This is a genomic window from Dokdonia sp. Asnod2-E02 (assembly GCF_045063915.1).
Classification (GTDB): Bacteria; Bacteroidota; Bacteroidia; order Flavobacteriales; family Flavobacteriaceae; genus Dokdonia.
The window spans coordinates 1,606,096-1,632,506 of record NZ_JBEFNX010000005.1 but is presented as its reverse complement, the minus strand read 5'-3'; the positions used below and the strand labels follow the sequence as shown (position 1 = coordinate 1,632,506).

Here is a 26,411-nt window from a genome sequence, read left to right as displayed (position 1 = left end):
ATGGAAAAACATAGATGTGGCTGGTGTGTGGGTGATGACCTATATGAGGCTTATCACGATAACGAGTGGGGAACTCCGCTTAGAGATGAAGATTTACTGTTTGAGTTTTTGGTTCTTGAGACTTTTCAAGCGGGATTGAGCTGGATTACAATTTTAAAAAAGAGAGAAAACTTTAGAGTTGCCTTTGATAATTTTGACTACAAGCGTATTGCCGCTTATAAGGAAGATAAAATACAATCACTCTTGCAAGATGCTGGCATAATAAGAAACAAGCTAAAAGTACGTGGTACGGTTACAAATGCAAGGCAGTTTATGGAGATCCAAAAGGAATACGGCAGTTTTTCAAAATACCTATGGGATTATGTAAATAATACACCCATACAAAATCACAGGAATGATTATAAAGAATGCCCAGCAAATACGCCTCTAAGTGATAAAATATCTAAAGATCTAAAAAAGCGAGGCTTCAAGTTTGTGGGAAGTACCATTATCTATGCCTTTATGCAGGCCATAGGGATGGTAAATGATCACGATGTAAACTGTTTTAGGTACGAGATGGTACAAGAGTAGTAAAACAACTATTTAAGATATTCTAAAAAGGTTTCTCTAGGTATTTCGGCGGCGCCTAGGCTTGCGAGGTGGTCTGTGTACATCTGGCAGTCTATGAGCTTGTATCCGTTTTTAGTAAGCTTTCGCGAAAGCGTAATAAATCCCACTTTACTAGCATTACTCACAGTGGCAAACATACTTTCGCCACAAAAAACACCCTTATCTTGCAAGTCTATGCCGTACAGACCTCCTACGAGTTTGTCTTCATACCAGACTTCTACAGAGATGGCATAGCCTAGCTGGTGAAGTCTTAGGTAAGCCTCTACGACGTCATTTGTAATCCAGGTTCCTTGCTGTCCATCTCTTTTAATGCGTTTACAGGCGAGTATAACTTCTAGAAAATTTTGATTATAAGTAACTTTAAAAGGGTTGTCGCGCAGTAGTTTGCGCATAGATTTTGATACGTGTACATCTTGCGGAGCCACTACCATTCTAGGGTCTGGTGTCCACCATAAAATGGGTTGCCCCTCATTATACCAAGGAAAAATACCAGATCTATAGGCAAGTAATAACCAGTCTGGGGTAAGATCACCACCTACCATAAGGAGACCCTCTTCGTCTGCCAGATTGTGGTCTGGAAACCAAGGTTCATTAGAAAACATATGGTGATCTGGTAGTGGTAGCACAATCTAATTTAATAGGTAGGGCAAAGATAACTATGCCTTATTACTATTAAACGCTTGTATGTGGTCAAAATTCTTTCTAGTGTATAAAATATATAAAAGTGCAGGGATGGTGTATATAATTGCAACGAGCGCTACTTGTGTGAGATTTTCTAGTAAAAGATAGCTTGTAACAAGCATTAGGCATCCCGTAATTGCTGCTTCTATAATGGCGCTTGAGACACGTTTTGGAGTACTGGCACGTTCACACGACTTGCATATGGGTTTATTTAACTCATTTACAGGGTGTTTACTGCTAGTGTTACTAGCTGTAAAATTCTTATAGCAATTTTGACACAGGTGATAGACTTTCATAGCTTTAAAGTAAAAAACCCAAATCAATTGAGTTGATTTGGGTTTTAAATTGTTGCTAGTAAGCACTTTATCGGCCTAAAATGGTAGATCGTCGTGGTCGTCGCTATTAAGATTTGTTGCAGGTTCAAAAGAGTCTGCAGGAGGCATAGGAGGTAATGGTTGTCCTCCACCAGCATTTGCTGCTGCAAGATTCTCTATGCGCCATCCTTGTATTGAGTTAAAATATTTTGTTTCTCCCTGTGGGTTTACCCACTCACGACCTCTTAGGTTAATGCTTATTTTTACATTTTGACCTACAGAGTAGTTATTAAGTAAGTCTGTTTTATCTTGTACAAACTCCACCATTATGTGCTGTGGATACTGCTCTTCTGTTGTGACAACAATCTCTCTCTTTCTAAACCCATTACTCCCAAAAGTTTGAGTCTCACCTATCATTTTTACTTTTCCTTGTACTTCCATCGTGTTCAATTATTAGGGTGTAAATCTATGAAAATTCTAACGTTTTGCGAGTAGAATCTTCCACGCGTTATTCACATTTTTTTGAGCCAATAATTCTTGCGCTTTTTTGTGTATCACAAGGTCATCGCCTGTTTTTACTAGTTCCTTTATATGTGCATCACTTGCTATAAATGTGTCTATTTGTGCCTGGGTAGGGAGTTGCTCTACATTACCCAGCATCCCGAGGTCATTACCAGTAAGTATGTCGCTCAGGCGTATGTTTTCTGGAATTTGATCTACGCCTATTCCTGTTTTTGCAATAGGTTTTGGCACTTCAAAAAGCCCTTCTTTTGCACGGCTATACCAGTTTGCGCCCATACGTGATACTTGATCTATTTTAAGTGGGTCTATGGCACCAGCGTCTGTAAGAATGGTTTTATCTATATGCATTTTAAGAATCTCGCATATCACGAGGTTACCGGCACCACCTTGATCACCCAGCGCTTTTACCTCGATTACCTTACACTCAAACTGCACTGGAGATTCTGCCACGCGAGGAGGTGTTACCGTTTCTGAGGCAAGCTCTGTAAGACCAGCTTTTACAAATTCATTTACGCCCTTTGCATAAGCTGTACTTGCGAGCGACATTTGCTGTACCATTGCATAGTTTACCATATTTACCGTACACTCTGCAACCTCTAGCACGTTATCTAGCGTATTTTTTGTGGTATTATCTCTCCCACTACGAGAAGGAGAGTACACAAGTATGGGAGGATTTGCCCCAAAGACATTAAAAAAACTAAAAGGAGCCAGATTTACTTTACCATCCTTATCTATAGTACTTGCAAATGCTATGGGACGTGGCCCCACGGTCCCTGTAAGGTGACCAAATAACTCAGAAACAGGAATATCTTTTGGATCTATAGTAAGCATATAATTTCTTTTAAAATGTAAGGTTCAAAAATACCAAATCTTATAGGGTCTATTACGCTTTCGCGAAAGCTTAACACAAAACAATAGATACGAACTAATCATAAGTGGCGAATAATGCACCCGTAGGATTAGGGGTAAAAACCCTAAGTAATATGCGCCATTATAGCTACATACTAATCTGTTTATGGTTGCATATTTGTGCTGTAGTAATCATTAAATAAAAACAATTATGAAATCGCAAACAGAAGAATGGGGACTTCTAGAGCAAATATGCCAAGATGAAGAATTTGACGTGTCATTTTTTTCTATTGAGTTTCCAGATGGTAGCTCCTATGAGTATCAGAATTAGAAAATCAAAAAATCTTAAGTTTGAATTAGCCTTTGCTTAGGCACTTTAAAACCGGCTATTGTTTGGGGGAACAATAGCCGGTTTTTTGTAACATTTTGTATCTTCAAGCCACCAATAGTTAAAACAACACAACCTATGGATATTTTTAGCAAGATTAAAGAGAAGCTCAGCAACGAGTTTATAGATATTGTAGAGTGGCTAGACTACACAGATGACACGATTGCACACCGTTTTGAACGTTATCAAAACGAGATTAAAAACGGTGCAAAGCTCATTGTACGTGAAGGACAGACAGCTGTATTTGTAAACGAGGGCCAACTTGCAGATGTTTTTACACCAGGTACATATGACCTTACAACGCAAAACTTACCCATTCTTTCAACCCTAAAAGGGTGGAAATATGGCTTTAACTCTCCATTTAAAGCAGAAGTTTATTTTGTAAACACACACTTATTTACAGATGAGAAGTGGGGGACTAAAAACCCTATAACATTAAGTGATGACCGTTTTGGACTAGTTGAGATTCGCGCTTTTGGAACTTATGCCTTTAAAATTGCAGATGCTGGGAAGTTTATTGTAGACATCGTAGGGACAGATAATAACTTTACAAATTTTGAAATTAATGAGCATCTTAAAAGTCTCATTGCTACTAGATTTACAGATACGGTAGGAGAAGCAAATCTCCCTATAGAGCTCTATGCGGCAAATACTTCAGAGCTTTCTGAGACGTGCCAAGAGGTGATGAAGCCAGAGTTTATGTCTGTGGGTATTTCTCTTGAGAAGTTTTACATCGAGAATGTATCGATGCCAGAAGACCTCAAGAAAGAAATATTTGAATATAGCCGTTTGGATAAAATAGACCTAGATAAACTTACTAAGTTCAAAACTGCCAAAGCTATAGAAGCTGCAGCAGCAAATGAAGGCGGTACAGCAGGTGCAGGAATGGGAATGGGAATGGGCTTTGTACTCGCACAACAAATGGGAGGAATGATGTCTCCACAAATGGGAGGACAACAACAAGCACAACCACAAATGAATCAAGGTGGAATGATGCCGCCACCTATGCCAGCAGCAGTACAATATTTTTATGCAGTAAACGGTGCACAACAAGGACCCGTAGGTATAGATCAGCTCAAGGCTTTATTTGCAAACCGCACTATCAATAAAGAGAGCCTTGTATGGAAGCAAGGTATGGCTGGATGGACAGCATTGCAGGAGGTAGAGGAGCTTAAGTCGTTTTTAGGAGGTAACACACCGCCGCCACTGCCGGTTTAAAAATTTTACAATGTAATAGCCTATGTGCGCTTTCGCGAAAGCGTAATTACTCTATGCCTATATGGAAGAAAACCCCATACATAAAACCGAACTCAAAAAGGCCTGCATAAATTGCGGGGCAGAGCTCAAGTATAAGCCAGGTACCACAGCCATCACTTGTGAGTATTGCGGTCATAAAGAAGAGATATCACTAGCCACGAGCAAGTTTGAAGAGCTAGAGCTGTATCCATACCTAGAAAGTATGGGTGATCAAAAAAACAGCGAAGAGATCTCTATGTTGCATTGCAAAAACTGTGGAGCAAACCAGCACGTAGAAGAAAACTATAAATCCCTACACTGCGTGTATTGCAGTATGCCACTCATACTTGAAGATGCCCGCAAGGAAGACTGGATATTACCAGGAGCTGTATTGCCATTTCAGATAGATCAGAGTGCCTCTTTTACTATTTTTAAAAAGTGGGTAAACGGTCTCTGGTGGGCGCCTAATAAACTTAAGAAAGCCTCACTAGATCCTCAGTTTACAAAGGGGCTGTACTTGCCTTATTGGACCTTTGATGCACAGCTTGCTGCAAACTATACGGGACAGCGTGGTGAGTATTATTATGAGACACAAACCTATCGCGATAGTGATGGTAATAGAAAGAGCAGGCAGGTGCGTAAAACAAGATGGTATCCCGCCTCTGGTCACGTGTCTGGATTTGTAGATGACACGCTCATAAAAGCATCAAAACAACGCGCTGGTAGAGTTCCCTCTAAAATTGCACGCTGGGATCTTAAAAAGCTACAACCCTTCAATAGCGGATTTTTATCTGGTTTTGTGACAGAAAAGTATACTATTCCTCTTAAAGATGGTCATACCAAGTCACGTGAGACGGCAAAGCAAATCGCCACAAGCTGGGCTGCTGGAGATATAGGAGGCGACACGCAGCGAGTAACTTCTATAAATATGAAGCTGGCAGAGGAAACCTTTAAGCACATTTTATTACCCGTTTATGTGAGCTCATATCGTTACAATGGTAAGGAGTATAACTTCTTTGTAAACGGTGAGACAGGCGCGCTTTCTGGTAAAAGACCTTATTCGTTCTGGAAAATATTTTTTGCCATACTTGCTGCACTTATTATTATAGGTATGATTGTGGTTTTTGCTCAGGGAGCGGGATAGTTTTTGTGTTGTAAATCTTTGTTAAACGCAATGTTATAAGGTGTTAATGCCGCTTTCGCGAAAGCGGAATACTTATATCTTTAAATAAAAAAGGACAATGAAATTTACAAGAAGCGCAAGCGCACACTGGGAAGGAAGCGGAAAAGAAGGAAAAGGAACAATCTCTACCGAAAGTACGGTACTAGATAAAGCACAATATGCCTTTGGGACTCGATTTGAAGACGGAGTGGGTACAAATCCAGAGGAACTTATAGGAGCAGCACATTCTGGATGTTATACAATGCAACTTAGTTTTTTACTCAATGAAGAAGACTACGTGGCAGATGCTCTAGATACAAGTGCAGAAGTAACTTTTGAAGATGGGGAGATTACAAAAATTCACCTCACCACAAAAGGTAAGGTTCCAAATATCTCAACCGAAGAATTTGAAAAAATAGCAACTAAGGCAAAAGAAGTGTGCCCGTTATCTAAGCTTATGAAAGCCGAGATTACCCTAGATGCAACACTAGAGTAACAAATATTTTATAAATGTAAAAGCCCTCAAAACCTAAGGTTTTGAGGGCTTTTTTTATGGTGGTTGTTTGAGTATGTATTCCTTCCATTATAAAATAGCAGTCTACATTCGCTTTTAAGAAAACCCCAAGGTATTATTTGGCAGTTATTTAAAAAAAATAATGCTACTACATAGTGTTTGAAACAACTCACAAGATTGTTAGTTTTGAACATACTAATCACATAATTAAATAGAATGATCAAAAAACGAATTACTTTACTATTAATGCTTGTAACTGCTATGAATTTACTTGCACAAGATGTCTATGAGCTAGCAGATGTGTCACAGGCAGATTTTGAAAACTTTACCCTTTCATCCTTAGAGTTTGCAGATGTTGATAATGACTCAGACGTAGACTTACTCATAATGGGTAGAAATGTAGACTTTATAAACGTCGCAAATCTCTATATTAATGATGGAGAAGGAAATTACTCCTTAGACCAGGGGTCAAATATAGAAGGGCTGTCATCTGGCGACCTATCTTTTGGTGATATTGATAATGACAATGATCTAGATTTAATTGTTACGGGAAGAAATACAAATATGACAAGAAGAACAGAGTTATATCTCAATGATGGGAGTGGAGTTTTTACTGTTCAAAGTCAAGTACAATTTGAATCTGTCGCAGGTTCTAAAGTTGAGTTAGGAGATTTAAATAACGACGGTCTTTTAGATGTTGTATTAATAGGTTTTACTGGTTCAGAAGCCCAAACCAATGTTTATTTGAATACTGGAAACGCTACATTTACAGAAGTCTCAACTATTTTTGAAGATGTTTTTTTAGGTGATATTGCCATTTTTGATGCAGATAATGATACAGATAATGATGTACTCATTACAGGAAGCGGAAATAGTAATAATAGAGTGTCTGAGTTATATCTTAATAATGGAGATGGCACCTTTATTGAGTCTTCAAATTCTCTAACAGGATCTATATCCTCTTCTGTGGCAGTAGCAGACATTGATAGTGATAATGACTTTGATATTATCATATCTGGTTTATCATTAGTAAATGGCTTGCAGGAGCCATCTACTACCTTATATATAAATAATGGGATGGGTGAATACACTGCCTCTACTCAATCATTTATAAATGTAGGTAGAGGAAATGTTGTTTTTGAAGATATTGATAACGATCAAGATCTAGATATCTTTATATCTGGAGTTGACGAAGATGATGCAATTATTTATAGTTTTTACCTTAATGATGGTCTAGGGGTTTATGCGCCGTTTGTAGATTCTAATATACTAGCAGTAAGAGAGGGTTCTTTAGATTTTGCAGATGTAAATGGTGATGGAACACAAGATATAGCAATTACGGGGAAATCAAGTGAAGATATAGAAAGCTCAAGGCTTTACATAAATCAGGAAATGCTAGGGGTCACTAATGTCGAAAGTAATGCGTTATCTGTTTATCCAAACCCAAGCAATGGGCGATTTACAATTAATATAGACAAACCTGTAGGACAGATTGAAATCTTTGAAATTTCTGGAAAGCTTATGCTTCGAGATAATGAAGTCAATGATAAGTTTTTGAATGTAAATCTAGCCTCTGGTATTTACCTTATAAAAGCTATGACAATTGATGGTGAGCAATATGTTTCAAAAATTATTATAGAGTAAATTTTATTTTTTCGCGTAATTTAAAATTTGACATTGTAACATAAAAAGAGCCACTTCAGTAATGAAGTGGCTCTTTTAGTAGTGGTTTTATAAAAAGCTTTGTCTATTATAATTAAGCTTTACCGTAATCGTGCTCGTCTTGCCATTTTTTAAGCTCTGCCCACTTTCCTAGAGCGGCCATTTCGGCTTGCATAGGCCAGGTGCCTGGACGATGTATTTCAAAGCGTTTACCACCAGAGTTAAGAACCTCTTGACACTTCTCTACAGAAGTGCTTGCAAGTGCTGCCCACGTTTTGATATCGTGATTGTGAAAGAGCTCAGATATTTTTGGACCTATTCCTTCTACAATAGTAAGATCATCTTCTTTTATTCTTTTCTTACCATACACACCTTTTGCCGCTGCTGCATCAAATGGTACACCTATGATACCTATAGACGGTGATGGTGCACTCGTATTTGTATTTGCAATAACGGTCTCGCTTGTCGCTGCACCAGCTGCAAATGAGCTTGCCATACTTGCAGTGGTACTGGCTGCTGCTGGAGCCGCTGGTGGAGGTGTAGCCTTAAGCTTTGTTCTACACGCCTCAAGGTCTGCTTCTAGTGAAGCTGTTTTCTTTCTACACGCCTCAAGATCTGCCTTGTAATCGTGCGTGTTAATAGTAGTTTGTTGTTCATTTTCATTACTAGTCCATTTACGTAAATAGTAACCTAGTAGTCCGCATACTACTCCGGCTATAAGTGGCCAGATCCAGCAATCTATAATTGAAAAATCCATATGTATATTTTTTATGAGTTAGTTTATAGTTATTACGGCGCGTCTGTTTTGAGCGCGACCTTCTTCTGTATCATTTGTTGCAATAGGGTTACGTTCTCCCTTTGAAACAGTTTTGATTTTTGTGCCTGCAATCCCATTGTTTTGAAGGTATTGCTTACCAAATTCTGCACGCTCAAGTCCTAGTCTATCATTTGTAGCCATACTACCTTGACTGTCTGTGTGCCCTTCTACCGTAATGCTAGATCCTTCTACCTTATCAAGATAACGTGTAATGTCTCCTAGTTTTTTACGCTGTTGCGCGTTGAGGTTTACAGAAGCCTCTGAGTAGTCAAAATAAATTACTAGCGGGTCTGCCTTAATAGCTTCAGCCATATTTGCAAGGTCTTCTTGCGCTTTGGCCTCATCTTCGGCGGCTTGTGCGTAGAGATTGTATGAAACAGGTCCTCTATAAATATCTCCATCTGGAACTAATTCTTCGCGTAACTCACCATAGGTGTTAATGCGACTTGAAGAGATACCTTGATCTACAAAGTAATTTTTTACAGCAGTGGCACGTGCAAGACCTAGGTTTGCATAAGCCGAGTTGTTTACTTCATCACTGTCATAATAGCCTGTAATATTGACCATTTTATTGTCATTACCTTCTGCATCAAAATAGCCTTTAAGCTTTGCAATACCATTGTTTACATCTCCTGTTACAGGAGTAATGATGGCAAAGTCTGAACTATTAAAATTAAAATTGTCGTTGCTTGTAAAAGCAAAGTTTCCGTCTGTGCCTCTTAAATTGAAGCCCATTGAGGTGGCCGCTGTGGCAGCAGCTACTGCGTTTTGATCATCTACTGTTGTTTCTTGCTTATCTGTAGTAGAAGCAGCGCTTGCGCCGGCTCCACAACAAAAAATCCAAGCCAAAATCATACAAATGATAATCGTAAGTAGCATACCAAGTAGGTATCCTGATTTCTTACTCATATTGGTTAGGTTTAAATGGTTCGTGTGACTTAAAGTTAGTTAAAATTTTAACATAACAGCATTTTATGCATTGATTGTTAGAGATTTATGTATTTCCTCGACGATTTTAATGGGTTTGTCGAGCATTTTTAGGAGTTCAATCCTTGTAAAACACATTGTTTAGTGTGTTTTGCTGATTTTCAAATGTTTACAAAAATATAACGTCATAGGCTGTAAGTGGCAAGCCCTTATCTTAGTAAAATTACGGTGGAATGAGATTACGCTTTCGCGAAAGCGTAAAAAGAAAGAATTATCTACTTCTCATAGCTAGAAGCCCAAAAACGGGACCTATAGCGAGAAGTGGTAAGACATACATAAGAGGTATAAAGGTCTGTAATAACACAAGTGTCTGTATACTTATGATGGTAATAGCAAACCCTATACAATTTACCATTGTTAAAGCGGTACCTTTTACAGATGGGGCTGCTCGCTGGGCTACGAGTGTAGAAAAAAGCGGCGAGTCTGCAATGACGACCATACCCCAAAAAATGAGAAACGCAATGACAACTGGGTAATATGACGTGCTTAATAACAACGGCGCTATAAGGCAGCACATACCAGACAAGAGTAAAAAGAGTTTTGCCATTTTTTGAACTCCTACTTTTTGTGATAGATATCCACCAGCTATACAAGCAATGGAGCCGGCACCTATAATTATAAATGAATACAAGCTTACAGATAAGCTCGTTTCTGGATGTTGTTTTAGATAGATGATGAGAATGGCAGGAACCAGGGTCCAGAAGGTGTATAATTCCCACATATGACCTATATATCCTAGTGCGGCCTTATTAAAATTAGGATCTTTAAATATATCTTTTAGCTGTTTAAAGCTTAAGGCGCTTCCGGCCTTTCTGTATGGTCCGTCTGGCACCAGTAATTGTAATAAAACCCCGCCAAATACTGCAGTACAAGAGGTAATAATCATCACGGTTTGCCAAGAGATGCTAGATAGCACATCGCCCAGCAGGTGAGGAAAAGCGGTACCTAGCACAAGAGCACCTACTAGATATCCCAGCGAGCGACCCAGTCCTTTGTCAAAATAATCTGCTGCTATTTTCATCCCTACAGGATATATTCCGGCTAGAAAAAAACCGGTGAGAAATCGAAATAAGAGCAGTGTAGAGAGCGTGTTACCTTGCCAAATCATAGCAAGGTTAAATAAAGCGCCCGTGGTCGCACAAACTAGAAATACTCTAGAAGGAGAGAATCTGTCTGCAATGGCAAAAATGGCAAATAGAAGCGTACCTACTATAAACCCTAGCTGTACAGCAGTTGTAAGATGTGCTACGGCATTTTGATTAAGATAAAAATCACTTATGAGCCCAGGCATCACCGCATTACCAGAAAACCATAATGACGTCCCACAAAATTGTGCAAAAACAATGGTAGGTAAAATATGTCGTGCCGGCTTCAAATGTGATCTCGTAATTAATGTGGTAGAAAGATAGCTTTTTTGTGCGGGTGACGCTTTCGCGAAAGCATAAAAAAACCGCTCCTATAAAAGAAACGGTTTTTAATAATTATAAAGAGTATAATCTATAAATCAAACTTGATACCCTGTGCAAGCGGAAGCTCTGTGGTATAGTTTATTGTGTTAGTTTGTCTTCTCATATATACTTTCCAAGCATCAGATCCAGACTCGCGTCCTCCACCTGTATCTTTCTCACCTCCAAAGGCTCCACCTATCTCTGCACCAGAAGTACCTATATTTACATTTGCAATACCACAGTCTGATCCTGCCGCGCTTAAGAAACGCTCTGCCTCACGTAAGTTATTAGTCATAATTGCAGAAGATAGACCTTGTGCTACACCATTTTGTAACTCTAGTGCATCTATAACGTCTCCAGTATATTTTAATAAGTATAAAACAGGAGCAAATGTCTCGTGCTGTACAATCTCATACTCATTACTAGCCTCTGCTATTGCTGGTTTTACATAGCAACCGCTCTCATAACCTTCACCTGTAAGAACACCACCTTCTACAATGATGTTACCACCTTCTGCTACCACACGCTCTAGGGCGTTATTATAATTTGCAACAGCATCTGTATCTATAAGTGGCCCTACGTGGTTGTTTTCATCTAGTGGGTTACCTATGCGTAGTTGCCCATATGCTTTTACAATAGCATCTTTTACCGTATCATACACACTCTCGTGTATGATAAGACGACGTGTAGATGTACATCTTTGTCCTGCAGTACCTACCGCTCCAAAAACGGCACCTATAACGGTCATCTTAATATCTGCGTCTGGTGTCACAATGATAGCATTGTTACCTCCTAGTTCAAGTAGCGATGTACCAAGACGCTCTCCTACAGTAGCAGATACAATCTTACCCATACGTGTAGATCCAGTAGCAGATACTAGAGGTACACGCTTATCTGTAGTCATCATTTCTCCTACTTTGTAATCTCCATTTATAAGACAAGAGATACCTTCTGGCATATCATTTGCCTTGAGCACCTCTGCGATAATGTTTTGACAAGCAACACCACAAAGCGGTGTTTTTTCTGATGGTTTCCATACACATACATCACCACATACCCAAGCAAGAGCCGTGTTCCAAGCCCATACTGCTACAGGAAAGTTAAAGGCAGATATAATACCTACCACACCTAGTGGGTGGTATTGCTCATACATTCTGTGACCTGGTCTTTCTGAGTGCATTGTAAGACCGTGTAACTGGCGTGATAGCCCCACCGCAAAGTCACAGATGTCTATCATCTCTTGTACTTCACCTAGACCTTCTTGATATGATTTACCCATCTCATAAGAAACAAGTTTTCCTAATGGTTCTTTTACCTCACGTAGCTTGTTACCAAACTGACGTACAAGTTCTCCACGAGCAGGAGCGGGCATTGTTCTAAAATCTTTAAACGCCGCTGTAGCTGCACTCATTACGGTCTCATAATCTTCTTTTGTAGTGGTTTTTACTTTACCTATAAGTTGACCATCTACTGGTGAGTGTGATTCAATAATCTCACCGTTACCAAAGTTTTTTTGACCCGTTGAGGTTCCTTCGTTTATGGCAGAAAGTCCGAGGATTTTCATCGCTTCGTCCATTCCAAAATCTTTTGCTACTGTGCTCATCGTTTTTTTATGAATAACTGAGATAAGAAAACCAGTAAAGTTGCCTTACTCAAGGGTTAATTTCTATTTATACTTCTCAAACATATATGAGAAGTCTATGTGAGTCAAATCTAAGAATAATTCAAAGGTTTCCATAAAAAAGGGTGTATAATTAAATACACCCTAAAAATTATTCTGTTTTTTTATCAATCTGCTGTAAAACGTTCATCTACTTCCATCGCCGTACCGCAGTTGTTGCACGTTCTAAGCTCTTCACTATTATAGAAGTCCTTAAAATGTGACTGGAAGTCTTTTTCTACATCGTGAAGTTTAAAGTATACCTCGTGTAGTTTGTTATTACAATTATCACAGTACCATAAAAGACCATCTGTTCCTTCTAGGTCTAGTCTTTTACGTTCTACTACGAGTCCTATTGAGTTGTCGTGGCGCACTGGCGAGTGCGGTACCCCGGCTGGGTGTAAGTACATATCACCCGGACCTAGTTTCATCGTGCGCTTTACACCTTCGTCTTGTACGTGTACCTCAATGTGTCCTTCTAGTTGAAAAAAAAGTTCTTCGGTCTCATTATAATGATAGTCTTTTCTGGCATTTGGTCCACCTACAATCATAACAATGTAGTCACCAGCATCTTTGTAAAGATTTTTATTACCTACGGGTGGTTTAAGAAGATCTCTATTTTCTTCTATCCATTTATTTAAATTAAAGGGAGGTGCTATGGCCATATGTTTCTTATTTATTTACTATAAAAGTACAAAAAGTAGTACGCTTTCGCGAAAGCGTAAAAAAAACATCCCCACCTACTATAGCAGGTGGGGATGATAATCAAAACAGATTTGGGGATTGTTTGGTTATCTAAAGAATAGTTGTGTGTAATAAGGTACACCCATTTCATTTTTTACGATACCTATACCTGTATGTGTGTAGTCACCTTCTAGTGCTTGTTTGTGTGATGGACTTCCTAACCAACCTTGTACAACAGACTCTGCATCCATATATCCATAAGCGACATTCTCACTTACTATATGTGCACCGTTATTTTGTAAACTCGCCGAACGTGCATAAAAATTATCGTGGCTAGGCTCGCTCTGTATAACCATATAGTTAGAGTGACCTAAAGCAAGATCTTCAGAGTAGTTGTGCCATTGCAACTCACTAAGGCCTAATGTTGCCCTATGTGCATTTAAGACAGCTAGCACTTCGAGCGCTAGTTCGGTGTCGTTTTCAACCTCGATTGGTGCTTCAAGGTTTGTTGTGAGTTCTTCTGACTCATTAATTGGATCGGTACTGCAAGAGCAGATAAGTAGCATAGCTGCAATAAAGCAGAGACTTTGGTTAATCAGTTTCATAATTTGGGGTTATGATTTATGACTGCAAGATAATAACTTTTTGCACTTAATCGTACACTTTGTGTATTTAATCGATGAAATACACAAAAAATGTAGTTTTTTTAAAATTTTACAAGTAGGAAGTATCTGTATTGTTCGCTTTTGGTACGTTCAAATGCTTCTTTCTCCTTATATTAGACCTATATATTTTAAGTAAAACCTTATGAAAAAGTTAGTTACGCTTGTTATGTTGTCTTTAATTGTATGTTCTTGCGATATGCCTGTTAAAGAAAAAGAAGATAAGATTAGTGCATCATCTATACCTGCAGATCAAAAGTTTGGTCTTGTTATACACGGAGGTGCGGGTACTATTCTTAAAAAAAATATGACAGACTCTCTTGAAAGTGCATATCGAGCAAAACTTGATGAAGCCACAAGAGCTGGTCATAAGGTGCTCTCAGATGGAGGCACGAGTATGGAGGCGGTGACGGCAGCTATTAATATTATGGAAGATAGCCCACTTTTTAACGCAGGAAAGGGTGCTGTATTTACACACGATGGTACAAATGAGCTAGATGCTAGCGTTATGGATGGTAATACCCTTAATGCGGGAGCCATCTCTGGTGTGACTACTGTAAAAAACCCCATTGACCTTGCGGTAGCAGTAATGAACAAGTCTGAGCACGTGATGCTTAGTGCAAAAGGAGCAGAGCAGTTTGCAGCAGAGCAAGGACTTGAGATAGTAGACCCTTCTTATTTTTATACAGAGAGAAGGTATAAATCGCTTCAAAAAATAATAGATAAAGAAAAAACGCAACTCGATCACGATCTAGATAAAAAGGTGACTTATATGGATCCTTTTATAAAGGATAGTAAATATGGAACTGTAGGTTGTGCAGCACTAGATAAGTATGGTAATCTCGCAGCAGGTACCTCTACAGGAGGAATGACTAATAAAAGGTATAACCGCATAGGAGATGCACCTATTATAGGAGCAGGTACATATGCAAATAATGCAAGTTGTGCGGTAAGTAGTACTGGATGGGGAGAGTTCTTTATGCGTGGTATGGTAGCACACGATATTGCTGCTATTATGGAGTATAAGGAAGTTACATTACAAGAAGCGGCAGAAGAGGTAATCCAGAAAAAGCTCACAGATCTAGGCGGTACGGGAGGAATTGTCTCTATAGATCGAGACGGCAATGTGGCAATGGAGTTTAATACAGCAGGTATGTACCGTGCACATATGAATGCCGCAGGAGAGATAGATATAAAAATTTATAAGAACAACTAGTATGGATAGAACGTGTCCAGAATGTGGAGATAAAATTATAGGTAGAGCAGATAAGAAGTATTGTAGTTCTTCTTGTCGCAACGCTCGTAACAACAGCCAGAATAAGGACTCAAAAAATATGATGCGCAACATAAATAACCGGTTGCGCAAAAACTATCGTATACTAGAAAAACTCAACCCTGAGGAAAAGACAAAAACCACTAAGGCAAAACTAAACGCAGCGGGTTTTGACTTTAATTATTTTACAAGTATCTACACGACTAAAGCAGGTACTGTATACTACTTTATATATGACCAGGGATATTTACCGCTAGATGGCGACTTTTATGCACTCGTAAAAAGAAAGAATTAATATGAAAATCTACGCCGAAACTAAGAACCTAATCCTTAGGGAGATTGTCATAGAAGATACGGGGGATATGTATCGCTTAGATAGCGACCCCCTTGTACATAAATATCTAGGTAATAAACCTATAAGCTGTATGGGTAAAGCAAGAGCATATGTAGATTACATACGTATGCAGTATGAAACTTACGGCATAGGCCGCTGGGCTGCTATAGAAAAATCTACAGGTGACTGGATAGGGTGGACCGGCTTAAAAATGAATTTTGAAAACGAGATGAACGGTCATACAGATTTTTATGACATAGGTTATCGCTTTATGCCACAATACTGGGGCAAGGGCTATGCAACAGAGTCATCTATCGCCGCTAGAGATTACTTTTTTGAAAACTTCACTGGCAAAAAACTGTGCGGTATGGCAGAGCTGGGCAACGGTGCTTCTTGCCGTGTACTAGAAAAAATAGGACTAGAGCGCAAAGATAATTTTATCTACGAGCCAGAAAATATAGAGCTGGCCTGGTTTGAAAAAACAATGTAATCTATTTCCAAGTCTGACCATTAAGTTCTAAAGCAGCTTTAAGGACATCCTTCTGGCTTATCTGGCCTACTAGTTTACCATTTTCTACTATAGGGAAGCGTCTATGTTTTGATTCCAAAAATTTATTTGCCGCATCAAAAACATTCATATTACCATCTATAGTATCTACATTAGATACCATATGATTGCTTACTTTCATATTATCCATAGGCATATTATAATATCTACTCTCTGAGATTTGTTTCATACAGTCGCCTTCAGAAATTATCCCTAGCAGTTCATTTTGTTCATTTACCACGGGACCACCAGATATTTTATGCTTTATAAGACTATTCATTACCTCAAGAACAGATTGATCTGGAGAGAAGGTAATGAGTTTACGGCTCATATAATCACTTACTTTTATATCTGTTGAGGTGCTCTTTACCTCTTTTGCACGTTTACCTATAAAACTTTTAATCGCCATAACTATCTGATTTTGTTGTCTTAAAGTTAGTGATTTATATTTAATAAGTTGTTTTACGCTTTCGCGAAAGCGTACTCCAAACCTATAAATTTGTATTTTACAACCACCAAACCAAAAGCAAATGAAACGCCTTAAACATTTCTTCTCATTTTTTGTACTTCTTTTTTTAGTGTGGTTTAGTTTTAAATCGCTTATACCAGACACCGCTTCTTCTGGAGATGTCCCGCTTTCTGAGTTCTCTACAGAACGTGCAATGAGCCAACTTAAAGTAATCTCTCAAAAACCACATTATGTAGGGTCACCTGCACACGCAGAAGTGCGTGGGTATATTATAGACGAGCTTGAGAAATTAGGTCTTGAGCCTGCTGTGCAAGAGGGATATGTACTAGACTCTTGGTGGGGGTCGAGTACCTTAGTAAAGCCAAAAAATATAGTGGCACGTTATAAAGGAAACGGTACGGGTAAGGCAGTATTGTTAATGTCCCATTACGATAGTGCTCCCCATAGTAAGTCTCACGGGGCGAGCGATGCAGGGTCTGGAGTGGTGACTGTGTTAGAAAGTTTAAGAGCCTATCTAGCAGCTGGAGTTGAGCCAGAAAATGATATTATCGTGCTATTTACAGACTCTGAAGAGTTAGGTCTAGACGGCGCTACGCTATTTGTAAAAGAACACCCTTGGGCAAAAGACGTGGGTATTGCCTTAAACTTTGAAGCTAGAGGCTCTTCTGGGCCTTCTAATATGATTGTGGAGACTAATGGGGGTAATGAAAATCTCATTAAAGAGTTTGAGAAGGCTGGACTTGAGTATCCCGTAGCTACATCATTAATGTATAGTATATATAAAATGCTACCTAATGATACAGATTCTACAGTGTTGCGTGAAGATGGTGATATACCAGGTTTTTTCTTTGCTTTTATAGACAGTCATTATAATTATCATACGGTAAATGATACTGTAGATAATCTTGACCCGCGCACACTTGAGCATCAAGGACAGTACTTACTGCCGCTTATTAAGCATTTTGCTCAAGTAGATTTATCGACCATAAAATCTACTCAAGATCGAGTTTACTTTGATACACCTTTATTCACTTTTGCATCCTATCCTTTTGCGTGGGTGTTACCTATGTCTATCATCGCACTCGTAATTTTCATACTCTTACTTTTTAAAGGTTTTAGAGATAAGAAATTAAGTGGTAGGGCTGTAGGACGAGGATTTTTAGCACTTATTATTTCTTTGGGCTGTTCATTATTGTCATTGCAAATTTTTGCTTGGTTAATGCCGTCATTATATCCTCAGTATAATGATATGTTACCGGTGTTTATATATAACGGTCACTGGTATACCATTGCTTTTGTAGTAATGTCTCTTGCGTTTAGTTTTGGTTTTTACAGTCGCTTATGTAAGCTAGAACACACCCCAAGTACCTACGTTGCACCACTTACATTGTGGGTGATTATCAATATTCTTGTTGCTGTATATTTAAAAGGAGCAGGCTTTTTTGTTATTCCATTATTATTTGGTCTTGTTGCCTTTTTTGTAATGATTAAGCAAAAGAAACCAAGCGTTATTTTAATGCTTCTTTTAGTCGCACCAGGAGTATTTGTTTTTTCACCATTAGTACAATTCTTTCCAGTAGGTTTAGGACCATCTGCATACTGGATCTCTATACTTTTTACAGTATTAGTATTTGGTTTATCATTACCAGTAATAGGCTATTATAAGAGCAAGCGCTTTTTAGGGTATATAGGTTTAATACTTACGTTTGTATTTTTAGGAGTAGCACACGCAAAGTCTGATTACACAGAAGATAGGCAAAAACCTAATAGTTTATTGTATTACCATAAGGAGGGTGATGCAAAGGCATACTGGGTAACGTATGACGATTATATAGACAGTTGGGTAGAAGGCTATCTAGGTAACGCGCCTAACGCTGCTAGTGATTATATAGCAAATGCTTCTGGTAGTAAGTACAATACCTCTTTTAGCTATGCAAAGGAAACCTCTGTTATAAATCTTGAAGAAACTATCATTATCAAAGAAAAGGATGAGGTTGTAGATGGGAATAGAGAGGTAACACTGAGCATAAGACCACAGAGAGCGATAAATAGAATACGCCTCTTTGCAGATAAGGATACACCTTTTAAAATGCTATCTTATAATAAGAAGGTGTACAAGCCAGATAGCACAGAGACCTTATATAAAAAACGTAGAACAAATGCGCTGTTAAGTTATTATATGGGTGAAGGTGAAGAGCTAGAATTTAGCTTTACAATACCAGCAGGAGTAGATCCAAAAATAAGTTTTAGAGAATACTCTTTTGACTTACTTGAGCATCCTAAATTTACTGTCTCAACAAGACCAAAGACAATGATGCCAAAACCCTTTGTAGTAAACGATGCAATTATACAAGAACGCGTCATAAACGTAGATGAACTAGCCTTTGCTACTCCTCAAAACGACACATTGCAACTACAAGAATAATAAGTGCCTTTTAATACAACCTCTCTATATATGAGGAAAGCTTATGAATAAAAGAATAACAATAGCAGGACTAGGGTGGTTAGGACAACCGCTTGCATCTCGTCTCAAACTTTTTGGATATCAAGTAAAAGGTAGCGTCACAGATACAGAGAAGGCAAAAGCACTTACAAAAAGTGGCATTACAGCTTATCCAGTCGTTATAGCAGAGGCTGGTGTGTCTGGACTTGTAGACACCTTGCTGGTTGACACGGATGTGCTTATGATAATGATTCCGCCGGGACTGCGTAGAAATACTGGAGCAAATTATGCGCTTAAAATGGCTCACTTTTTACATCAAGTAGAGCAATCACAAATAGAAAAAGTCATCCTAGTAAGCAGTACCTCTGTATATGATGACTCACAGGGTGTAGTTACAGAAAAAATCGCGCCTAGACCTGAGACTAACGCCGGTAAGCAATTACACGATGTAGAGCAAATTTTCTTTAATAACAGTGCATTTAAGACTACAGTCGTGCGCTTTGGAGGGCTTTTTGGAGGTAACAGGAATCCTGTTAAGTTTCTCGCTGGTCGTAAGGGGCTTACTAATGGTAAGGCTCCCGTAAATATGATTCATAGAGATGATTGTATAGGTATTTTAATGGCTATTGTAAAGCAAGACGCCTTTGGCCATATTATAAATGCCGTTGCGCCTAGCCACCCATCAAAAAAGGCATACTATACACAGCAAGCACAAGAACTAGGCCTTGAGCCTCCAGAATACATAGAGGAGGATACAGCTACTTTTAAAGAGGTAAATAGTGTGGTTGTAAAACCTCTTTTGAACTATGAGTTTCAAGTTGAGTTATAAGTTTTTGTAGCCATTAAATAGTTTAAGTACGCTTTCGCGAAAGCATAAAAAAAACCGTCCCTATTTGAGACGGTTTTTTAAGTTTATAAAGCGTTTAGATTACCAAATACGCACTCTATCTTCTGGAGCTAGGTAATTTGCATCTCCTTCTTTTATATCAAATGCTTCATAAAAAGCATCTACATTAAGTAAAGGTTGTACAGCACGTACCATACCTGGAGAGTGTGGGTCTGTCTTGATTTGTGTTCTTAAAGCTTCATCACGACTCTTAGTTCTCCATACGGTTGCCCAAGACATAAAGAAACGTTGTTCTGGCGTAAAGCCGTCTATGTTTTCTGGACGTCCATTTTCTGCATAGTATTTCTGAAGACCATCATAAGCACCTAGTACGCCTCCTAGATCACCTATATTTTCACCTAGTGTAAACTTACCGTTTACAAAAACACTGTCTAGTACTTCTACATTGCTATATTGTTCTGCAAGTGCATTACCACGTTTTGTGAATGCCTCAAGATCTGACTCTGTCCACCAGTTTTTAAGATTACCCTCTGCATCAAAACGTGCTCCACTATCATCAAAAGCGTGTGAGATTTCGTGACCTATTACGGCACCTATACCTCCATAATTTACAGCCTCATCTGCCGTGTAATTGTAAAATGGTGGCTGTAATATTGCGGCAGGAAAAACAATCTCGTTGTTAAGTGGGTTAAAGTATGCATTAACCGTTTGTGGTGACATTCCCCACTTAGATTTATCTACAGGTTCACCTATATCTTCATAATTTTTAAGCTGCCCCCATTTACCTACGGCTGTCATATTTTCAAAATACGTCTTATCTGCAGATACTTCCATTGTAGAGTAATCTTCCCACTTGTCTGGATATGCGATTTTAACGGTGAATTTGTCAAGCTTCTCGATTGCTTTTTCTTTAGTTTCTGCTCCCATCCAGTCTAGATTTTGGATACGATTTTTATAAGCATCAATAACGTTTGCAATCATTGTTTCTGCCTTTGCTTTTGCCTCTGGCGGAAACTTTGCATCTACATATAGCTGCCCTAGAGCTTCTCCTACAGTACCGTTTACAGTTGCAAGCGCACGCTCATCTGCTGGGCGTTGCTTTTTTGCACCGCTTAAATATTTACTGTAAAACTCCCAGTTTGCTTTTTCAATATCCGTGCTTAGTCTACCAGATGCACTATTAAAGGTATCCCAGCGCACAAGCGTTTTTATATCTTCAATAGATGTGTTATTTAAAAACTTGTCTAAGGCAGTAGTATACTTAAGCTGTGTTACCGTAAGCGTGTCAAATTCTTTTTTGATACCTAGGTCTTTAATCATCTTTTTAAGATCTACAGATGTAAGCATTGCATCTGCCTCATCTACAGAACGTGGATTGTTAAAGTTACGAGCATCGCGACTTTCTACCTTGTCTAGTCGTGGTATTGCTAGTGCAGTTTCCATCTTAAGGATTTTTTCTGCGGCTGCTGTAGCATCTGCTTCAGAGTCACCTAGCTTTTGTAACATTCTTGCGATGTGCTTTTTGTACTCTACACGTATTTCTTTAGACTTACTGTCTTCTAAGATGTAATAATCACGGTCTGGAAGTCCTAAACCATTTGCGCCTAGATAAACAGTGTTCATAGAACTGTCATTAAGATCTGCTCCTGCGCCTATACTTAAAAATGGAGAAGATACTGCAGGGTTTGTAGCAAGTACGGTTTGTAACTCTGCGAGGTTTGTTACAGCGGCAATATCATCTAGTGCTGGTTGTAATGGTTTTAATCCGGCTTCATTTCGCGCAAGCGTATCTAACTTTGTATTAAAGATTGCGAGAGCTTTTGCTTGATCTGTACCTGCAGTGTACTTTCCACTTTTTTCTGCTTCATCAAGTATAGCAAGAACATCTGCATCTGTAGATTTACGTAGTACAGAAAAGCCTCCCCAGCTTGTACGATCATCAGGTATCTCTGTGTTTTTCATCCAAGACCCGTTTACGTACTTGTAAAAGTCTTGATTAGGAGTTACAGAGGTATCCATATTTTCAAGTACAATACCTGGGATTTCTTCTGTTTTGGCTTCATCTTTTGAGCCATCTGTTTTACAACTTGCCATAGCAAGTGCGCAAGAGGCTACAATTGCAGCCGATTTATAAAGTTTCATAGTGTTATGAGTGTTTGAAATTATATTTGAATAAGACGTTATTAATTTTAGATTGTTACAAAGTTAATAAAACAAAAAGCCCTCTTTTGAAGAGGGCTTGATTAATTAGTTGCGTATCAGCTTTTTGGTTATTTGCTTTGTGCCTGTATTGAGTTTTAGTAAATATAAACCGGTGGCAAATGAGCTCATATCTAATGGATAGGCAGTCTCACCTGCAGCGGTTGTAATAGGTTTTACAACTACCTTACCTAAGATGTCATAAACTTCTATAGTAAGCGGAGTTCCTTGAGACCAATTAATATTAAAAATACCGTTAGATGGGTTTGGGTGTATACTAAGCCCTGAAACCGTTACCTCATCTATAGCAAGTGGGTCAAGACCTATATGTAAATCATCTAAGAGTACCCCTTCTCTCACAGTGTTTTGATCAGAGTGGAAAACAAATCTAAAGATCATACTGGTCTCTGCGGCAAAGGCGGTAAGGTCATAGCTATACTCGTTAAGAGAGGTGTCATTGTCACCTGTCCACTGTGCTCCTGGGCAGTTAAAGCAATTGTTACCAGGTAATGTGTCACTGTTATACCAGTTAGAATCATTTGCAGTTCCTAATATATTCCAAGTAACGCCATTATCTACGGTATACTCCATATACATTATATCCCAATCATTTTCTAGCTCAAAAGCCATTTTGAAAGAGATTTGAGGAACGTCTAGTGCAGAAATATCATAACATTTAGTAGTTAAAAACTCTTTGATATTATCACCGTGATCACCGCTTAGATTAGTAGCATATACATTCTCTCCAGATGCTGCTTGGTTTAGAGCTGGGCCTGTAGGGATTCCTCTTTGCCAAGTTGTACTTGATGTATCACAATTACCTCCGTTGCTGTTTTCAGTTAGTATAAGAAGGGTGTCTTCTTCTGATTCAAAATCATTTATAAGATCGCCTTCACCTACTGCATTTACAGCTAGAGTTGTTCTTGAGTCATTATTATCAATTAACTGATCACCATCTAGTATAACCTCTGCGACCAGTTCATACGTACCAGTAGGAAGTCCCAGCACAGGTAACTCAACAGTGGTAGATTCTTGAGATGCGAGCGACCCAGACCAATCTATTGTGTTTGAGATACCGCCAGCCATATAGTTTATAGTTGCAGCTGTAATCACATCTGTACCGCTATTTATAAGAGTAAGCTCTGTAGGGATTTCTTCACAAGAGAGTGCTTGATTACCTAGAGGAACAAGTGAGGTGGTTGCTATGTCTAGCGCTATAGGCTCTGTATCTATGTTAGTCTGCCAGATACCACGACCGTAGGTTGCTGCAGTTAGAATTCCATTTGATTCATTAATATCTAAGTCACGTACAGCAGTATTAGGTAATCCATTATCAAAGGTTTCCCAGTCGTTTGTAATATCATCATACCTCCATACCCCTAGTGCGGTACCTAAGTAAAGTGGATTTTCAGAGTGCACATTTTGGTGTTTAATTACAAGTTTTGGTACTTCTGGTAATGACCCAGTAATTTCAGTTGCAACAATATCTGCTCCTGTAATTGTACCTTGATATACTCTACCTGAAGTTCCAGCAGTTACGATATATATTGTAGAGCTATCTCCATATTTCACTTCAAGTGAAGAGATGTTATTTGAAAAATTAGTCACGAAATCAAAATTCTCGCCACTGTCAGAACTTTTGTATAGTTGATTATCAACTGCGACATACATTATCTCTGCATTATTTGGATCTGTTTCAAGGTGGTCAATACGAGTCCCAAATGATGACGAACGTTGAACCCAACTATTTGAACAAAAATCTAGCTCGTATACACTAGTATATCCTGCATATAGCTTACTGTCTTTTGCAAAGGCAAGAGGCGTTATCCAGTTACCAGTTTCTGGCGAGTTGAAAGCTCCTGCTAGTGATGCTCCACCATTGTTTGAAAAATATGGTCCACCACCACTTTGTATAAATCCATATACTCTACTTGGGTCATTTGGATCAAATACATTTTCCATTCCATCTGCTCCGTAGTAGTTTTGCCATTGCTCATTAAGGCGAGCATAACCTCCGTTATCTTGTAATCCTCCAGAAATAAGAGAGGCATCTGTTGCAGCTACATCTATTCTATAAAATTGTCCTATTGCTAGACCGTCTGTAATACTTGTAAAACTAGCGCCACCATCTGTAGATGTATAAATACCACCATCACTACCGCAATAAAGTGTCCCGTTTATAAAGCGCAAATTATGAATATCTGCGTGAGTATATGCAGCTTGATTAGGAGAATCCCAACTGTTTAATTGAGTGAAGTTTGCACCACCATTAGTAGATTTCCACACGTTGAGTATTCCTGTATAAATTTCATCTTCATTTGTGTCTGAAACTGCAAAAGCCATATCAAACCAGGCCTGCGTACTCTGGAAAATATCTTGACTTCCAGTAAAAGTCTCTACAAATGTATCAGCACTGTCTGTAGATTTAAATATAGAACCAGACCCAAAACCAGTGTCAGATTTAAATACATATAACACTTCTGGATTTGCTGGGGTTACATCTAGTACGAGTCTGGCAGCTCCCGTTATGACGCCAGCAGATACATTTGTCCAAGTCTCACCTGCATCTGTAGATCTATAAACTCTATTTGTAGTAGCAGCATATACTATATCAGAGCTTCCTGGTTTTACTTTTAAATCATCAAAGTTACCTGTGATTTTATTTTCCCAATTGAGGCCGCTGTCTATCGTTTTATATACACCCTCACTAGTTGCTAGCCATAGTGTCTTATTATCTGCAGGATCAAAGTAAATCTCATTCATTGTTAAAGGAGAATTACTTTCATTAAGACCTGTGGTGTTCCAAGTAACACCTCCATCTGTAGATTTCATAACACCTACACTTGTAGAGTCACCGGCATCATCATCACCAGTTGCAATGTATATGATATTACTATCGGTAGGATCAATAGTAATTCCAGACACTCCTATTTGTGGTAATTGATCTGTAAGAGGTGTCCACGTGGCACCTGTGTCTGTAGACTTCCAGATACCTCCAGCTGGAGCACCTATATAAATAACAGCAGGGTTTGTTGGGTCTACAGCCATCGCGTTTACACGACCTTGACCAGCAGACCAAGAGCCTGTGTTAGTATGTGTAAGTGGCCCTATATTTACCCAGTCACTATCATCTGCTTGCGCAGCACGTGAAGAGCTGTTTACTTCTTGCCATACATCCCACAGTTGTTTTTGAGACATTACGGTACCATCATCATTAAGATAATTTTGATGAAAGGATTCCCATCTTTTGAAAGGTTTGTAACCGCTTCCTTTTACGGTCTCATCTTTATCTTCCCAGTATAGCTCAAAAGCATTTACAATTTCTTCAAAAGTAGGTTCTGTAATTCGGTTAGGATTGTTAAAAGTTTCCATCCAAGGGGCAGATGTACCTATCTGAGCGACAGATACTCCCGTGACTAGGCAGAAGCCTAGTAGTAGTAGTTTTTTCATTGTAGTTTTATTAGGCAATAAATATAATACAGGAATTGTATTCTACACAATTATTCACTTATAAAACAGCTAAAAAACTTAAAAAATATCAGTAAAAGGATTAAAACACTGCGGTTTTGGCAATAAGCAGGTGGTTTGATTAGTCTTTTTTGCGCATCTTCTTGATGTAAAGACTGTCCCATTCTTTTTTACTTTGTGTAAGCTCTGCTACATTTCCATTGGGCACAGCAATAGAGAGTACATAGTGCTGTATCTTCCAGCTGCCATCTACTTTTTTTAGAATACCTGAGCCTCTACATACACCCATTTGTGTATCTAGATGTTCATCAAACCAAGCGGTATTTTGAGAGGTGTCATCTAGATATATATTTCTATTTATTGAAGCAAATGACCAGGCACGACCTTTGTCAAAATGAGGTTTTGAGTAACTTTTAAAGGCTTTTACATCCCAGATCTCTGTAGCATCTGTACCTATAAAAATGGCAGTATCTGTCATTAAAGCAAAGTAGGCTTCAAAATCTGCATTAGCCGCAGCTTGATGCCAGGCATCAAGAGTACCTTCTATGGTTTTTTTTGTTGTGTTTTTTTCTTGTCCAAGTAGGACAGTAGTCATACTTAAAAAAGCAATAAGAATTATATGTAGTTTCATAGATA

24 protein-coding genes are annotated in these 26,411 nt (G+C 38.7%); 10 read left to right on the top strand and 14 right to left on the bottom strand.

The annotated features are described in order from the left end of the window. Positions 1-570, top strand: coding sequence for a DNA-3-methyladenine glycosylase I (locus ACJJVM_RS07390; RefSeq protein WP_405211255.1), 570 nt, complete (start codon positions 1-3; stop codon positions 568-570). Between the two features lie 8 nt (positions 571-578). On the opposite strand, the gene aat is transcribed toward ACJJVM_RS07390, so the two are convergent. The 4 genes from aat to ACJJVM_RS07370 form a co-directional block, all read right to left on the bottom strand. Then, complete coding sequence (gene aat / locus ACJJVM_RS07385) at positions 579-1,211, bottom strand: leucyl/phenylalanyl-tRNA--protein transferase (protein ID WP_405212183.1); 633 nt, start codon at positions 1,209-1,211, stop codon at positions 579-581. 54 nt (positions 1,212-1,265) lie between these two features. After that, positions 1,266-1,586: a hypothetical protein gene (locus ACJJVM_RS07380; protein ID WP_405211254.1), complete on the bottom strand. Its 321-nt coding sequence runs from the start codon at positions 1,584-1,586 to the stop codon at positions 1,266-1,268. Positions 1,587-1,661: 75 nt separating this feature from the next. Then, a complete protein-coding gene (locus ACJJVM_RS07375) occupies positions 1,662-2,045 on the bottom strand; it encodes a DUF3127 domain-containing protein (RefSeq protein ID WP_035326409.1) in 384 nt (127 codons plus the stop codon). 36 nt (positions 2,046-2,081) lie between these two features. Next, a complete protein-coding gene (locus ACJJVM_RS07370; protein WP_405211253.1) occupies positions 2,082-2,957 on the bottom strand; it encodes a flavin reductase family protein in 876 nt (291 codons plus the stop codon). Positions 2,958-3,441: 484 nt separating this feature from the next. On the opposite strand from ACJJVM_RS07370, the gene ACJJVM_RS07365 reads away from it, so the two are divergent. The 4 genes from ACJJVM_RS07365 (at position 3,442) to ACJJVM_RS07350 (ending at position 7,919) form a co-directional block, all read left to right on the top strand. Continuing rightward, positions 3,442-4,581 carry an SPFH domain-containing protein gene (locus tag ACJJVM_RS07365; protein WP_298349943.1) on the top strand — a complete coding sequence of 380 codons (1,140 nt, stop codon included), beginning with the start codon at positions 3,442-3,444 and terminating at the stop codon, positions 4,579-4,581. Between the two features lie 61 nt (positions 4,582-4,642). Further along, a complete protein-coding gene (locus ACJJVM_RS07360) occupies positions 4,643-5,743 on the top strand; it encodes a DNA helicase PriA (protein WP_405211252.1) in 1,101 nt (366 codons plus the stop codon). Positions 5,744-5,840: 97 nt separating this feature from the next. After that, positions 5,841-6,257 (top strand): OsmC family protein, encoded by a 417-nt coding sequence (locus ACJJVM_RS07355; protein ID WP_405211251.1) that lies wholly within the window; start codon positions 5,841-5,843, stop codon positions 6,255-6,257. Positions 6,258-6,491: 234 nt separating this feature from the next. Next, positions 6,492-7,919: an FG-GAP-like repeat-containing protein gene (locus ACJJVM_RS07350; protein WP_405211250.1), complete on the top strand. Its 1,428-nt coding sequence runs from the start codon at positions 6,492-6,494 to the stop codon at positions 7,917-7,919. Between the two features lie 112 nt (positions 7,920-8,031). Here the strand turns inward: ACJJVM_RS07350 and ACJJVM_RS07345 are convergent, their stop codons facing one another. The 6 genes from ACJJVM_RS07345 to ACJJVM_RS07320 form a co-directional block, all read right to left on the bottom strand. Further along, on the bottom strand, positions 8,032-8,694 hold the full coding sequence (locus ACJJVM_RS07345) for a hypothetical protein (protein ID WP_405211249.1): 663 nt from the start codon (positions 8,692-8,694) through the stop codon (positions 8,032-8,034). An 18-nt stretch (positions 8,695-8,712) separates the two neighbouring features. Beyond that, entirely contained in the window at positions 8,713-9,663 is a 951-nt protein-coding gene (locus tag ACJJVM_RS07340; RefSeq protein WP_405211248.1) for an OmpA family protein, read from the bottom strand. A 289-nt stretch (positions 9,664-9,952) separates the two neighbouring features. Then, positions 9,953-11,116 carry a nitrate/nitrite transporter gene (locus ACJJVM_RS07335; RefSeq protein WP_405211247.1) on the bottom strand — a complete coding sequence of 388 codons (1,164 nt, stop codon included), beginning with the start codon at positions 11,114-11,116 and terminating at the stop codon, positions 9,953-9,955. Between the two features lie 122 nt (positions 11,117-11,238). Continuing rightward, positions 11,239-12,792: an aldehyde dehydrogenase family protein gene (locus tag ACJJVM_RS07330; RefSeq protein WP_299149217.1), complete on the bottom strand. Its 1,554-nt coding sequence runs from the start codon at positions 12,790-12,792 to the stop codon at positions 11,239-11,241. A gap of 185 nt (positions 12,793-12,977) precedes the next feature. Further along, positions 12,978-13,514 carry a 3-hydroxyanthranilate 3,4-dioxygenase gene (locus ACJJVM_RS07325; protein WP_405211246.1) on the bottom strand — a complete coding sequence of 179 codons (537 nt, stop codon included), beginning with the start codon at positions 13,512-13,514 and terminating at the stop codon, positions 12,978-12,980. A 126-nt stretch (positions 13,515-13,640) separates the two neighbouring features. Then, positions 13,641-14,138, bottom strand: a complete 498-nt coding sequence (locus ACJJVM_RS07320; protein ID WP_298349959.1) for a CAP domain-containing protein — start codon at positions 14,136-14,138, stop codon at positions 13,641-13,643. Between the two features lie 202 nt (positions 14,139-14,340). Here ACJJVM_RS07320 and ACJJVM_RS07315 point away from each other — a divergent pair, with 202 nt between their 5' ends. Genes ACJJVM_RS07315 through ACJJVM_RS07305 form a run of 3 tightly spaced genes read left to right on the top strand, consistent with a single transcriptional unit; the run spans position 14,341 to position 16,292 of the window. Continuing rightward, positions 14,341-15,411, top strand: coding sequence for an isoaspartyl peptidase/L-asparaginase family protein (locus ACJJVM_RS07315; protein WP_298349961.1), 1,071 nt, complete (start codon positions 14,341-14,343; stop codon positions 15,409-15,411). A gap of 1 nt (position 15,412) precedes the next feature. Then, positions 15,413-15,763 carry a hypothetical protein gene (locus ACJJVM_RS07310; RefSeq protein WP_298349963.1) on the top strand — a complete coding sequence of 117 codons (351 nt, stop codon included), beginning with the start codon at positions 15,413-15,415 and terminating at the stop codon, positions 15,761-15,763. A 1-nt stretch (position 15,764) separates the two neighbouring features. Then, positions 15,765-16,292, top strand: coding sequence for a GNAT family N-acetyltransferase (locus ACJJVM_RS07305; protein WP_299149211.1), 528 nt, complete (start codon positions 15,765-15,767; stop codon positions 16,290-16,292). Position 16,293: 1 nt separating this feature from the next. On the opposite strand, the gene ACJJVM_RS07300 is transcribed toward ACJJVM_RS07305, so the two are convergent. After that, positions 16,294-16,758 carry a CBS domain-containing protein gene (locus ACJJVM_RS07300; protein WP_298349967.1) on the bottom strand — a complete coding sequence of 155 codons (465 nt, stop codon included), beginning with the start codon at positions 16,756-16,758 and terminating at the stop codon, positions 16,294-16,296. Positions 16,759-16,879: 121 nt separating this feature from the next. On the opposite strand from ACJJVM_RS07300, the gene ACJJVM_RS07295 reads away from it, so the two are divergent. Together ACJJVM_RS07295 and ACJJVM_RS07290 are read left to right on the top strand one after the other, a co-directional pair. After that, the gene (locus ACJJVM_RS07295) at positions 16,880-19,243 is read left to right on the top strand and encodes a M28 family peptidase (RefSeq protein ID WP_405211245.1); all 2,364 of its coding nucleotides are present in this window, start codon (positions 16,880-16,882) and stop codon (positions 19,241-19,243) included. Between the two features lie 43 nt (positions 19,244-19,286). After that, positions 19,287-20,090, top strand: coding sequence for an NAD(P)H-binding protein (locus ACJJVM_RS07290; RefSeq protein ID WP_405211244.1), 804 nt, complete (start codon positions 19,287-19,289; stop codon positions 20,088-20,090). A 99-nt stretch (positions 20,091-20,189) separates the two neighbouring features. Here the strand turns inward: ACJJVM_RS07290 and ACJJVM_RS07285 are convergent, their stop codons facing one another. The 3 genes from ACJJVM_RS07285 to ACJJVM_RS07275 form a co-directional block, all read right to left on the bottom strand. Continuing rightward, on the bottom strand, positions 20,190-22,250 hold the full coding sequence (locus ACJJVM_RS07285) for a M13 family metallopeptidase (protein ID WP_405211243.1): 2,061 nt from the start codon (positions 22,248-22,250) through the stop codon (positions 20,190-20,192). 105 nt (positions 22,251-22,355) lie between these two features. Next, entirely contained in the window at positions 22,356-25,757 is a 3,402-nt protein-coding gene (locus ACJJVM_RS07280; RefSeq protein WP_405211242.1) for a T9SS type A sorting domain-containing protein, read from the bottom strand. Positions 25,758-25,896: 139 nt separating this feature from the next. Beyond that, a complete protein-coding gene (locus ACJJVM_RS07275; RefSeq protein WP_405211241.1) occupies positions 25,897-26,406 on the bottom strand; it encodes a nuclear transport factor 2 family protein in 510 nt (169 codons plus the stop codon). Between the last annotated feature and the right edge of the window lie 5 nt (positions 26,407-26,411).